Origin of the sequence: Ornithinibacillus massiliensis, from assembly GCF_018310345.1 — a bacterium.
In the GTDB taxonomy this organism is placed as follows: domain Bacteria; phylum Bacillota; class Bacilli; order Bacillales; family Amphibacillaceae; genus Ornithinibacillus; species Ornithinibacillus massiliensis.
This window is the reverse complement of sequence record NZ_JAGXBY010000001.1, coordinates 668,803-682,238: the sequence shown is the minus strand read 5'-3', so window position 1 is coordinate 682,238 and position 13,436 is coordinate 668,803. Positions and strand designations below refer to the sequence as shown.

10 protein-coding genes are annotated in these 13,436 nt (G+C 40.0%); all 10 read right to left on the bottom strand.

What is annotated here, in order from left to right; translation table 11 throughout:
* Window positions 1-16 precede the first annotated feature (16 nt).
* Complete coding sequence (fba, locus tag KGF86_RS03265; protein WP_186868308.1) at window positions 17-871, bottom strand: class II fructose-1,6-bisphosphate aldolase; 855 nt, start codon at window positions 869-871, stop codon at window positions 17-19.
* 123 nt (window positions 872-994) lie between these two features.
* The gene (locus KGF86_RS03260; RefSeq protein ID WP_186868307.1) at window positions 995-1,357 is read right to left on the bottom strand and encodes a response regulator; all 363 of its coding nucleotides are present in this window, start codon (window positions 1,355-1,357) and stop codon (window positions 995-997) included.
* A 259-nt stretch (window positions 1,358-1,616) separates the two neighbouring features.
* Window positions 1,617-3,221: a CTP synthase gene (pyrG, locus tag KGF86_RS03255; RefSeq protein WP_186868306.1), complete on the bottom strand. Its 1,605-nt coding sequence runs from the start codon at window positions 3,219-3,221 to the stop codon at window positions 1,617-1,619.
* Window positions 3,222-3,936: 715 nt separating this feature from the next.
* Window positions 3,937-4,482 carry a DNA-directed RNA polymerase subunit delta gene (gene rpoE / locus KGF86_RS03250; RefSeq protein WP_186868305.1) on the bottom strand — a complete coding sequence of 182 codons (546 nt, stop codon included), beginning with the start codon at window positions 4,480-4,482 and terminating at the stop codon, window positions 3,937-3,939.
* A gap of 500 nt (window positions 4,483-4,982) precedes the next feature.
* Window positions 4,983-8,225, bottom strand: a complete 3,243-nt coding sequence (icmF, locus tag KGF86_RS03245; protein WP_211741125.1) for a fused isobutyryl-CoA mutase/GTPase IcmF — start codon at window positions 8,223-8,225, stop codon at window positions 4,983-4,985.
* Entirely contained in the window at window positions 8,203-8,862 is a 660-nt protein-coding gene (locus KGF86_RS03240; protein ID WP_246521268.1) for a TetR/AcrR family transcriptional regulator, read from the bottom strand. The genes icmF and KGF86_RS03240 overlap by 23 nt, the downstream gene beginning before the upstream one ends.
* 6 nt (window positions 8,863-8,868) lie before the next feature.
* Window positions 8,869-9,801, bottom strand: a complete 933-nt coding sequence (meaB, locus tag KGF86_RS03235) for a methylmalonyl Co-A mutase-associated GTPase MeaB (RefSeq protein WP_211741124.1) — start codon at window positions 9,799-9,801, stop codon at window positions 8,869-8,871.
* Window positions 9,802-9,817: 16 nt separating this feature from the next.
* Window positions 9,818-10,957, bottom strand: coding sequence for an acyl-CoA dehydrogenase (locus tag KGF86_RS03230; RefSeq protein WP_186868302.1), 1,140 nt, complete (start codon window positions 10,955-10,957; stop codon window positions 9,818-9,820).
* 12 nt (window positions 10,958-10,969) lie between these two features.
* Window positions 10,970-12,103 carry an acyl-CoA dehydrogenase gene (locus tag KGF86_RS03225; RefSeq protein ID WP_186868301.1) on the bottom strand — a complete coding sequence of 378 codons (1,134 nt, stop codon included), beginning with the start codon at window positions 12,101-12,103 and terminating at the stop codon, window positions 10,970-10,972.
* A 40-nt stretch (window positions 12,104-12,143) separates the two neighbouring features.
* On the bottom strand, window positions 12,144-12,989 hold the full coding sequence (locus KGF86_RS03220; protein WP_186868300.1) for a 3-hydroxybutyryl-CoA dehydrogenase: 846 nt from the start codon (window positions 12,987-12,989) through the stop codon (window positions 12,144-12,146).
* Window positions 12,990-13,436: the final 447 nt, after the last annotated feature.

Genomic DNA, 13,436 nt, shown 5'->3' with positions numbered 1-13,436 from the left:
GCATTTTTTCATATTATTAAGCTTTATTAGAAGATCCGAATTCGCGCATTTTACCAATAACAGTTTGCTTTATTGCTTCTGTACCTGGTCCTAAATATTTACGAGGATCATAAACTTCTGTATTGTCATTTAATACTTGGCGAATCGCTTTTGTTTGTGCGATTTGGTTCTCTGTATTGACATTGATTTTAGCAGTACCAAGAGAAATTGCTTTTTGAATATCCTTAGTAGGAATTCCAGTACCACCATGTAATACTAATGGAACTTGTGTTAGGTTAAGAATTTCTTCCATTTCTTTAAATCCTAAGTTTGGTTCACCTTGGTAAGGACCGTGAACAGAACCTAATGCTGGTGCTAAGCAATCAATTCCAGCTTCTTTTACTAGACTTAAGCACTCCTGTGGATCAGCATAATTGATGCCACCAATAACACCATCTTCTTCTCCACCAACAGTTCCAACTTCTGCTTCAACAGAAACACCGTGGATATGTGCAAGTTCTACTACCTTTTTCGTTAATGCAATATTTTCCTCAATTGGAGAATGTGAAGCATCGATCATAACAGAAGTAAATCCTGCGTGAATAGCTTGGGCAACTTTTTCAAAGCTTGAACCATGGTCTAGGTGAATCGCTACAGGAACTGTAGTACCATACTCTTCCATTAAAGCTTTTACCATTGCTACTACTACTTTAAAACCACCCATATATTTTCCAGCACCTTCAGATACTCCTAAAATAACTGGTGATTTTTCTGCCTCAGCAGCCTGCAGGATAGCTTGTATGTACTCCAAGTTATTTATATTGAATTGTCCAACAGCATAGCCGTTGTCCTTAGCCTTTTCTAGCATATCTTTCATTGATACTAATGGCATTTGTTTTTCCTCCTTCTGATATATGAAAATCCTTATATGATTGTTCACTTCAGTATAAGAATACCAATACAAATGCCATGGTGCAAGATTATAGTGTTAGTGTTTTATTTTCAAATATTTCTACTACTCTGCAAGTAGTTGGTTTATATATCCTTTAAATTCCATCACATCAAATGGCTTAGAGAGTACTTTTGTAATAGATGATAGTTGATATATTTCATCTGTTAAGCTCTCTGCTAAGCCACTCATAAGGACAATCTTTATTTCTTTGTCATCTCTTTCTAATTGTTTAATCACTTCAATACCATCAATAATCGGCAGCTTATAATCAATGATTAGTAAATCAATCTTATGTAGGTTTATTAGCTCTAATGCTTCTTTCCCTGTTTGAGCAGTATAGACCGTATAACCATCTGCTGCCAATAAGTCTTCCAGTAACAGCCTTATCCCTACTTCATCATCCACCACTAAAATATTTCGATCCATTTCGACAATACCCCCTTTTTTGATTAACTATTCGACAGAAAACTCCAAAACCCTTCTTTTTAACGAACACCACATGTGGTACTTTTTGGAATCACATTAGTTAATCATTGCATATAGTATGGTTAATGCCTTATACTATACCCCCTTGAATAAAAGTTAAACTTAATTTGAATATAGCAAAAAAGCCGCGATTCGTACCCTTTCAAGTACAAATTCACGACTTTTTTACTACACTTATTAACAATAACTATTTCGATTATTAGTTCTTTTGTTCTACAGCTGCGCCAATAAATCCTTTGAATAGATTTTGAGGTCTTGTCGGACGAGATTTAAACTCTGGGTGGAACTGACATGCGACAAACCATGGGTGGTCAGCAATTTCGACAGTTTCCACTAAACGTCCATCTGGACTTGTACCTGAGAAAATAAATCCTTTTGCTTCCATTTCCTCACGATACTCATTATTAAATTCATAACGATGACGATGGCGTTCCTCGATCATATCTACCCCGTCGTATGCTGCTTTTGTTTTTGTACCATCTTTTAACTTACAAGGATACAAGCCTAGACGTAATGTTCCACCTAAGTCTTCCACATCCTTCTGTTCTGGAAGTAAGTCAATGATCGGATGTGTCGTATTTGGATTAATTTCCGCTGAGTGTGCATCTTCATACCCTAATACATTACGAGCGAACTCTACTGTTGCTAACTGCATTCCTAAGCAAATACCAAGGAATGGAACTTTATTTTCACGTGCATAACGAATTGCTTCAATTTTCCCGTCGATTCCACGGTCACCAAATCCTCCTGGCACGATAATCCCGTCGACCTGTGATAGTTTTTCTCTGATTGATTGTGCATCTAATTTTTCTGAGTTAATCCAATGAACATGAATATCAGCATCAAACGCGTATCCTGCGTGTTTTAGTGATTCGACAACAGATATATAAGCATCTTGTAGCTCAACATATTTCCCGACTAAGCCAATCGTAACTTTCTTCGATAAATTACATACACGGTCAACTAGCTTTTTCCATTCTGTCATGTCTGCAGGTCCTGCCTCTAAGCCAAAATGATCACAAACAATCTGATCAAGATGTTGTGCTTGTAATGCTAGTGGAATTTCGTATAGATTTGCAGCATCACGCATTTCAATCACTGCTTCTTCATCAATATCACAGAATAGGGCAATTTTAGCCTTCATTTCTTCACTGATTTCGTGTTCGGTACGTAATACTACTGCATCCGGTTGAATACCTAATGAACGTAATTCTTTTACACTATGCTGAGTTGGTTTCGTCTTAAGTTCACCAGCCGCTTTAATATATGGTACTAATGTACAATGGATATACATGACATTTTTCTTGCCGATATCACTTTTCACTTGGCGAATTGCCTCTAAAAACGGAAGTGATTCGATATCCCCTACAGTACCACCAATTTCTGTAATAACAACATCCGCACCTGTTGCTTCACTTGCTCGGAAAACTTGGTCTTTAATCTCGTTTGTAATATGTGGGATTACTTGTACAGTCCCACCTAAATAATCTCCTCGGCGTTCTTTACGAATAACGTTAGAGTACACTTTACCAGTCGTAATATTGCTATATTTATTTAAATTCTCATCAATAAAGCGTTCATAATGTCCTAAATCCAAATCGGTTTCTGCACCATCATCTGTTACAAAAACTTCCCCATGCTGATAAGGACTCATTGTACCTGGATCAACATTAATATATGGATCAAATTTTTGAATCGTAACTTTTAAACCACGGTTCTTTAATAATCTTCCAATTGATGCTGCTGTAATTCCTTTTCCTAAAGATGACACTACGCCACCAGTGACAAAAATATACTTAGCCACAACTATCCCTCTTTCTATATATAATAAATAATAAGTACGACCACTGTTTGTATTTATTGTGTACACTATTCTCCAATAGAATCGGAGAAAACAAAAATAAAACAGTGATGTTCGGGTTAGACTACTTTTTTTTATTTGATTGCTATAAAAAGACCAATTCTCCAACCAAAGCTCTTAGCGAGGCTGGGACATAACGAAAAGAATTAAATGTAAAACCAGATGATACACGATACTAGCTCTAGAAATATACGTAGACTCCAGCGGGAGGAAAGGCATCGGTGAGACCCCGCAGTGCGAAGCACGAGGAGGCTCAACAGCCGCCCGGCGACAAGGTAGACACTGCGATGGTCTTTTCGAGCAGATGTCGCCCCTGTACTGAAAGCAACCGCAAGTATATTTCCGGAGCGTGGTCCTTGCTCTTCATTCGGTTTTCCTTTAAGGTTAATTCTTTTGTCCCCCAGCCACGTGCACATGATTAGAGAGAATAACAATCTATAAAAAAGCCCAAAAAAATAAAAAACAAGAATCAACACCAGTATGTAGAAAAGAATTTAACCACATCTTCTTTTCCGCCACTAGGGATTAGATTCCCATTAAAAGCTTGTTTAAAACACAAAAAGCGCCTCCCCATTTAAGGGGAAACGCTTCGAATAAATAAATTAAAGAGCCCAATACAAATTGTACTAACCTGTCTTCTAAAAGTCAAGCAGTCATTTTATTTATCTTCTTCAAAATCCTCATCGATTTCGTCTTCATCAATCTCATTTAAATCTTCTAGCTCATCTTCAATCTCGTCTTCATCATCAAAATCATCAAAGTCATCATCATCATCAAGATCTTCGTCAAAATCTTCATCAATGTCATCAAAATCATCGTCTTCGTCTAACAGAACATCATCTTCTTCTAAATCAAGATCTAAGTCATCGTCTAGATCTAAATCATCATCCAGTTTCTTCTTCGCTTTTTTCTTCTTCTTCGGTTCATTATGAATGTCTTCATCAATTTGTTCAAATGGATACCAACGCTTTAGTCCCCACATATTAGAACCAAGCGTAATGAATCTTCCATCCACATTTAGATCCGTATAGAATTGTGCTAGCATGTCATCCTTTTGCTCATCATTAAATTCTTTTAGTTCAGCAATTTTATTAAAAATATCTCTAAAGTCTAGTGCCTTTGTTTCTTCTGTTAGTATTTCTTTTGCCAACTCTAGCATTGACATTTTTGTGATTTCCTCGCGGCTAAGATTTTCCAAGCTCACAATACCGCACTCCCTTTTCATTAATATATCGATTTGTTAGAATAACTTGATTGGTAAAGATTGAACCACATACTCTAACACGTAATAAAAAGCCAATCCTATTTGGGATTACTCTTGTTGATTTATGGTATGTATGTTTTTAAAAGCTATCATACATTATAAACAAATTATGCAGGAATTATCAAATTTATTTTCTTGTTTTTACAGTTTATTTACTACCAGAATCCCCTAAATTGGAAATTTAAAGAAATCAATACATGCAGCCCGAATACACTTCGCCTTTCTACGGAGGATAGTGAGTCTTAATAAGCTTTGCTCTGTTGACATTCTTATAAGTCATTAATCCCATATAGGCTGTACGTATTCGGGCTACCCCATAATCCTTAAGTTATTGTTCTAATACAGTTCAATAACAAAACTTGAATTCGCTTATTCTTTAGCTAATGTGTACGTTTTTTAATGCTGATGAAAAATTTAATACTTACCTACCCACACACTTCCTACATATTCCGTCTATACTGCCCACCGACTTCATATAAGGCAGTAGTAATTTGGCCAAGGGAGGCTACTTTTACAGTTTCCATTAGTTCCTCGAAAATGTTTCCACCTGATGCCGCTACTTGCTTTAGATTCTTAAGTGCGGTCTCTGCTTCGTGTTTATGTTTTTCTTGGAAATTCTTTAGCTCCTGGATTTGGTGCTCTTTTTCTTCTTTTGTCGCGCGTGCAAGCTCCATGGAATCTATTTCTTCCTCTGATGGTGGATTAGGGTTTAGGTATGTGTTGACGCCAATGATTGGAAGCTCACCTGAGTGTTTCTTTCCTTCATAGTATAGTGATTCCTCTTGGATTTTTCCTCGTTGATATTGCCGCTCCATTGCCCCTAGTACACCGCCGCGATCATTAATACGTTCAAATTCCTGTAGTACAGCCTCTTCCACCAAATCGGTTAACTCATCAATAATAAATGACCCTTGTAGGGAGTTTTCGTTTTTCGTTAAACCGAATTCACGGTTAATAATCATTTGAATTGCCATCGCTCGTCGAACCGATTCCTCTGTCGGTGTTGTAATCGCCTCATCATATGCATTCGTATGAAGTGAATTCGTATTATCTTGGATTGCGATTAACGCTTGCAAGGTTGTGCGAATATCATTAAAATCAATTTCTTGTGCATGTAAGGACCGGCCAGATGTTTGAATATGGTATTTTAATTTTTGACTGCGCTCATTAGCCCCGTACTTATCCCGCATCGTGACAGCCCAAATTCGTCGAGCGACCCGACCAATTACCGTATATTCTGGATCTAACCCATTGGAGAAGAAGAAGGATAGGTTTGGTGCGAACTGATTAATATCCATTCCACGGCTTAAATAGTATTCTACATACGTAAAGCCATTGGCTAATGTAAAGGCAAGCTGGGTAATTGGGTTTGCCCCTGCTTCCGCAATATGATAGCCAGAAATAGAAACGGAGTAATAATTTCGAACGTGGTGGTCAATAAAATACTCCTGGATATCTCCCATCATCCGAAGCGCAAACTCTGTTGAGAAAATACATGTATTTTGCCCTTGGTCTTCTTTTAAAATATCCGCTTGAACTGTACCTCGGACTACTGCTAAAGTATCCTCTTTTAGTTTTTCATATTCTTCTGGGGTTACTTTTCTTCTGTTTTCTGCTTCAAACTTCTCCACCTGCTGATCTATCGCTGTATTAAAGAACATTGCTAAAATAATCGGAGCCGGACCATTAATCGTCATGGATACAGAGGTTAATGGATCGGTTAAGTCAAAGCCTTTGTATAGCTTCTTCATATCATCTAACGTACATATATTTACACCGCTTTCCCCGATCTTTCCATAAATATCTGGGCGATAGGCTGGATCCTCCCCATATAAGGTTACCGAGTCAAAGGCAGTCGATAACCGTTTGGCATCATCATTTCTAGATAAGTAGTGGAAACGACGATTCGTGCGCTCTGGTGTACCTTCTCCTGCAAATTGACGAGTTGGATCCTCTCCCTTTCGCTTAAATGGGAAGACACCAGCAGTAAAAGGAAATGCACCTGGAACATTTTCCTTTAATAGCCAGCGCAATCGTTCCCCCCAGTCCATATATTTCGGAAACGCAACTTTAGGAATTTTCAAGCCGGCTAGTGATTCAGTAGTAAGCTCCATTTGAATTTCCTTATCACGGACCTTAAAGGTATACGTGTCACCCGAATAGCTTTCCTTTGTTTTATCCCATGATTCCAGTAATTCCTTGGCGGCTGGAGAAAGTTTGGCCTCATATGTTTTATAAGCGGCCTCTAGTGAAGCGTTTACATTTTCTTCCTCGATTAACTCCATAGCACCATGTAATTGGTACAACTTGCTTGCAATCTCACTTTGCTCTTTGGCAAACTTTTGATAGTTACGAACATGGGTCGCAATTTCACGCAAATAATGGCGACGCTCATTGGTAATAATTAAATTTTGCTTTTCAGAAATCGTATGACGGTCGAAATCAACTTGCTCATTCCAATCATATTTCTCATTCAACTTATCAATAAGTGCTGCAAAAAGTGCATTTGTACCACTATCATTAAACTGACTAGCGATGGTCCCAAAGACTGGGAAGGTTTCCTTATCCTGATGGAACAGCATATGACTACGCTCATATTGTTTACGCACTTGATTTAATGCATCCTCAGAACCCTTTTGTTCAAATTTATTAATCACGATAAAGTCAGCGAAATCAATCATATCTATCTTTTCAAGCTGTGTCGGCGCCCCATATTCAGAGGTCATGACATACATGGATAAATCCGTTATTTCTGTAATTGCTGCATCTCCTTGACCAATACCACTCGTTTCTACCACAATAAAGTCATAGCCAGAAGCACGCACGACCTGTATGACATCTTCAATTGCTTTAGATAATTCACTACTAGAATCTCTCGTAGCTAATGAGCGCATATATACACGATCTGTAAAAATAGCGTTCATGCGAATACGGTCCCCTAATAAGGCACCACCGGTCTTCCGCTTTGTTGGATCAATGGAGATAATGGCAACTTTTCTATCTGGAATTTCATTCAGGTAACGACGAATTAATTCATCTGTTAGTGAACTTTTTCCCGCACCACCAGTACCTGTAATACCAAGAACCGGGATATTCGGGTTTAACAATTCTTGTAAAGCGTCCAGTAATTCCTTCTTTTCCGAATCCGAAATCTTTCCATTTTCTACAAAAGTGATGAGCCTTGCCATTGCTTGACGGTCGCCCGCTTGTAGGCGTTTTAACTGGTTCTCAATATCAAATGGTGGCAAAAAATCGCATTCCTCAAGCATGAGATTAATCATCCCTTGTAGGCCGTGTTTACGACCATCTTCTGGGGAGAAAATTCGCGTTACCCCATATTGGTGTAATTCCTTAATTTCGCGTGGGATAATGACACCACCACCGCCACCAAAGACCTTAATATGACCAGCCCCAAGCTCCTGTAAAAGATCGACCATATATTTAAAATATTCCACGTGTCCGCCTTGATAAGAGGAAATCGCAATTCCTTGTACATCCTCTTGAATCGCTGCATGTACTACTTCCTCTACGGAACGATTATGACCAAGGTGAATAACCTCGGCTCCACTCGCTTGTAATATTCTACGCATAATATTAATGGACGCATCATGCCCGTCAAAAAGGCTTGATGCCGTAACAAAGCGAACAGGATGCTCTGTTTTATATACGGTTACCTGTTCCATTCTCACCCCTCCAATTCAATTCGTCTCGATTTATTCCCATTGCAGAAAGTGTATACGAAAGCTGCTTATCGATATATTCCTCTAATGTAAAATCCTTTTGTATCATCCACCTGCGAAAACTCCACATATGGCCGTGAATTAATATATTATTTGCCAGCAATGTTGTATCTTGTTTAGGCAATGGATGAGGGAGACACGTGATAATGGCTTTCTCCAACATAGCCGCCATTTCGCGTTCCTTGTCTAAAATAGCACTTCTCGTTTCTTTACTAAGTGATTTAACCTCTTGATATAAAACCAGAATTTCTTCCTGCATCTCGTCCATCAATCGGAAAAAAGATGTAATCACATTACAAAGTGTTTCCGTTGATGGTTTCTTCAGATCCACTACGGCTTCAAGCCGTTTTTCCACTTCCCCATGAATGGATTCACAGACAAGGTATAGTACATCTTCTTTCGTACGGATATATTCATACAGGGTTCCAATACTAAATCCGGATTCTTTCGCAATTTCTCTTGTTGTTGTACGATGAAATCCCTTTTCTTTAAATAACGTTAAGGCACCTCTAATCATTTGATTTCGCCTTTTCTTAATTAATCCCTCATCTTTTACAGAAGATAGAACCTTATTCTCCAACTTGAGCTATCTCCCTTCTTTTTTCCACTTGTAGTACCAGTCCACTGCTTGCTTATAAGGATCACTATTTACTAACTTACGATTAAATTCAGGTTGAATTTGGACAAATTGGTATACATCGCGCCAAATTTCATCTCGAATCAATTCCAAGACTTCTAGCTGGTGTCTTTCTTCTCGTCGCTTTTCCCCTTCTGTCGTGCGATATAAGTAGTCATGATGTTCTTTCAGCTTTTCCCATAACGTATCGATCCCCTGGTTTTCCGTGGTGATGGTCTTGACAATTGGTGTTTGGTGTTCAGCGGATTTGGTAATATGAACTAACTCTCTTAATAACGCTCTCAGCTTGCCAACTCCTGGCAAATCTGCCTTATTAATAATAAACAAATCGGCTATCTCCATAATACCGGCTTTGAATATTTGCAGGACATCACCACTATTGGGTGTTAGAACAAGAGCGGTAGTATCGACGATTTTCATAATATCAAGCTCGGATTGCCCAACTCCAACGGTTTCGACTATAATGACATCAAAACCAAACGCATCACAAAGTCTTAAGGCATCCTTTGTTGCACGAGCAAGCCCACCAAGGCTTCCACGTGTTGCCATACTCCTTATAAAAACCCCATCATCAATAAAATGCTCATTCATCCGAACCCTGTCCCCTAGTAGTGCCCCTCCACTAAAGGGACTAGTAGGATCCACAGCGATAACAGCGACTGTTTTTCCTTCTTTTCGGATATGTGAGATTAAACGATTTACTAGTGAGCTTTTTCCGGCACCAGGTGAACCAGTTAGTCCGATATACATCCCATTTTTCCTGATCCGATAAGCATCTTGCATAATTTGCAGCTTATCTTCATGATCATTCTCTACTAATGTAATGGCTCTTGCTAGAGCACGAATGTCCTGTTCCTGAATTCGTTCAACTAACTGGTGCATCCTCCTACCATCCTCTCTATTTCGTTACCATTCTCCCAATAACAAGGCGTTGTATTTCCTGTGTTCCTTCATAGATTTGGGTAATTTTTGCATCGCGCATAAAGCGCTCTACTGGGTAGTCTTTTGTATAGCCATATCCACCATATATTTGAACAGCTTCCACTGTCGTTCTCATCGCCACATCTCCAGCAAACAGCTTCGACATGGCTGATGCTTTACCATATGGTTTTCCTTCCGATTCCAACCAAGCAGCCTGATAGGTTAATAGTCGAGCCGCTTCAATCTCCGTTGCCATGTCCGCTAGCTTGAATGAAATCCCTTGGTTGTGAGCAATCGGCTTACCAAACTGTTCCCGTTCCTTGGCATAGCTCGTCGCGGCATCTAGTGCACCTTGAGCAATACCAACCGCTTGGGCAGCTATTCCATTACGTCCACCATCTAGCGTTGACATGGCAATCTTAAAGCCTTCTCCCTCTTCACCAAGCAGATTCTCCCTTGGCACACGGCAATTTTCAAATATTAATTCTGTAGTAGGTGAGGAACGAATTCCAAGCTTCTTTTCTTTTTTTCCAAAGGAGAAGCCTTCTGTGCCTTTTTCTACAATAAAGGCACTGATTCCCTTATGGCGTGCATCAACATCTGTCTTAGCAAATACAACATAAATATCAGCAACACCACCATTAGTTATCCAGACTTTGCTTCCATTTAAAACATAATGAGCTCCATCTAACTTCGCAGTCGTTCTCATAGAGGCAACATCACTACCTGCACCAGGCTCTGATAATGCATAGGCCCCTAATGCCTCCCCTGTAGCTAGACGATAAAGGAAGTCAAGCTTCTGTTCTTCCGTTCCATATTTATAAATCGGCCAGCTTGCAAGGGAAAGATGCGCGGATAATGTAACCCCTGTAGAAGCACAGACACGAGATAATTCTTCTACCGCAATGACATAACTGACATAGTCTGCACCAATACCACCATACGCTTCCGGCCAAGGAATTCCGGTTAAACCAAGTTCCGCCATCTTATCAAAGATCTCACGGTCAAAGCGCTCTTCTTCATCACGCTCTGCTGCGGTTGGTTCTACTTCTTTCCTGGCAAAATCCTGTACCATTTTACGTAGCATTTCTTGTTCTTCAGTTAATTGAAAATTCATCCTCCATGCCCCCTATTTCAGTAGATTATTAGCGATTACCATATGCTGAATTTCGTTTGTTCCTTCGTATATTTGAGTGATTTTTGCATCACGGAATAGCCGTTCAACTGGATACTCCTCGGTATAACCATATCCTCCAAAAATCTGTACCGCTTCAATTGCCACTTGCATCGCGGTATCTGAAGCAAACATTTTAGCCATGGAGGCTTCTTTGGCACATGGGGTGTCCTGCTCGATTAACAATGCAGCGCGATAGACTAATAGTTTGCAAGCCTCCAATTTGGTTGCCATGTCTGCTAGCTTATATGAAATGCCTTGATTGTTGGCAATCGGTTTCCCAAACTGCTCTCGCTCCTTCGCATAATTTGCAGCATATTCAAATGCCGCCTCTCCAATTCCTAAGGCTTGTGCCGCGATGCCAACTCTCCCTTTGTTTAAGTTAGCCATGGCAATCTTGAAGCCGTCCCCCTCTCTTCCGAGTAACTGTGCCTTAGGGATACGACAGCCTTCAAACATTAACTGGACTGTATTCGATCCATGTAATCCCATTTTCTTTTCCTGTTTCCCAACAATAAAGCCTTCCGTATCTTTTTCTACGATAAAGGCACTAATACCATTAGCACCTGGTGCCGTTCGGGCAAAAGTAATATAGATATCTGCTGCTCCACCATTGGTAATGAATACCTTTGAGCCATTTAGAACATAATGGTCCCCATCCAGTTTCGCTGTCGTTTTTAAATTTTTGGCATCGGACCCTGCATGTGGCTCTGTTAATGCAAATGCACCAAGATATTCACCCGTAGCAAGCTTCGGAACATATTTCTTCTTCTGTTCCTCCGTCCCGAAAAAAAGTATCGGATTCGTTCCAACAGAAGTATGGACGGATAAAATAACACCTAATGCTGCACTTACTTTCGATAGCTCATGGATTGCAATAACATATGAGGTATAGTCCATCCCAGAACCTTGATATTCCTCTGGGATAGGAATTCCCATAATACCAAGTTCACCCATTTTACGAATGAGCTCCATTGGAAACCGTTTTTCCTTTTCCATTCGTTCTATTTCTGGAAGCACTTCTTTCTGAGCAAAATCCTGAACCATTTTACGCATCATTTGCTGTTCTTCGGTAAAATGAAAACGCATGTGGTCCCCTCCTATCCTGTGAGGTGAAGTTAATGTCGTGCTACTCATAATGATAAAATCCTCTACCTGATTTTTTACCGAGCCATCCTGCCTTAACATATTTTCTTAATAATGGGCATGGACGGTATTTACTGTCACCAAAGCCTTCGTGCAACACTTCCATAATATACAGACATGTATCTAATCCGATAAAATCTGCTAATTGCAGCGGACCCATCGGATGATTCATACCTAGCTTCATCACAGTATCGATATCCTCAACCGATGCCACTCCTTCATAAAGCGTGTAAATCGCTTCATTGATCATCGGCATTAGAATACGATTCGACACGAAGCCTGGAAAATCATTTACTTCTACTGGCGTCTTGTTTAAGCTATGCGTTATTATCTCTATTGCTTGGTATGTCTCATTACTCGTTTGTAATCCACGTATGATTTCTACTAGTTTCATAACAGGTACCGGATTCATAAAGTGCATACCAATTACCTTCTCCGGCCTGTTGGTAACGCTTGCAATTTCTGTAATAGGAAGGGATGATGTATTGGAAGCAAGAATAGTATGTGCAGGCGTAATTTCATCTAGCTGTTTGAACACACTTGTTTTTACGTCCATGTTTTCAACAACTGCTTCAATAACTACATCACAATTGGAAGCATCCTCAAGGCCCGTTGATGGTGTAAGTCTATTTAAGGTCTCCGCCATTTGATCATCTGTCATACGACCCTTCTCAACCGCACGAGTTAATAGCTTTTCTATATTGTTCATTCCTTTATTTAACGCCGCTTCATTCATATCATTTAAATATACATCGAAGCCAGATTGAGCAAAGACTTGAGCGATTCCCGATCCCATCTGTCCTGCTCCTATGACCATAATCGTTTTCATTATTGGCACCTCCTGAAAGTTCTAATGTAGCCAGAAAAGTAGATTGCTAGTATATGGGAGCTTTTCTGGCTTATTGGTTTTATTACATTTATAAGGTTTTGACTAGTGTTGGACTACTTGCTGCGTGCTCTGGCTGGATATGTGTAAATTTCGCGCGGGACTTGGTCTGGAGCGCGCGAGGGGTTGCTTTTTTCGCGCGGGACCTCAGTTGTGGCGCGAATTTCTCACTCTCTCGTGCGTTATTCAGACTGAGTCGCGCGAGTTCCTTCCTCTCTCGCGCGATATCCAAACCAAGTCGCGTGAGTTTCCCACTTTCTCGCGTGAAATCTGCATTGGGCGCGAGATACTTCTTCTCTTGTTAGATAACTAACCAGGGGCGCGCGGGCTTTTACTTTTTTCGCGCGGGACTTGGTCTGGAGCACGCGGAGAGTTGCCTTTTTCGCGCGG

Coding starts and splice junctions, on each gene's coding strand:
- KGF86_RS03260 (WP_186868307.1), bottom strand. CDS start 1,357: ATGGATCGAAATATTTTAGTGGTGGATGATGAAGTAGGGATAAGGCTG.
- fba (WP_186868308.1), bottom strand. CDS start 871: ATGCCATTAGTATCAATGAAAGATATGCTAGAAAAGGCTAAGGACAAC.
- KGF86_RS03225 (WP_186868301.1), bottom strand. CDS start 12,103: ATGCGTTTTCATTTTACCGAAGAACAGCAAATGATGCGTAAAATGGTT.
- icmF (WP_211741125.1), bottom strand. CDS start 8,225: ATGGAACAGGTAACCGTATATAAAACAGAGCATCCTGTTCGCTTTGTT.
- KGF86_RS03230 (WP_186868302.1), bottom strand. CDS start 10,957: ATGAATTTTCAATTAACTGAAGAACAAGAAATGCTACGTAAAATGGTA.
- KGF86_RS03220 (WP_186868300.1), bottom strand. CDS start 12,989: ATGAAAACGATTATGGTCATAGGAGCAGGACAGATGGGATCGGGAATC.
- meaB (WP_211741124.1), bottom strand. CDS start 9,801: ATGCACCAGTTAGTTGAACGAATTCAGGAACAGGACATTCGTGCTCTA.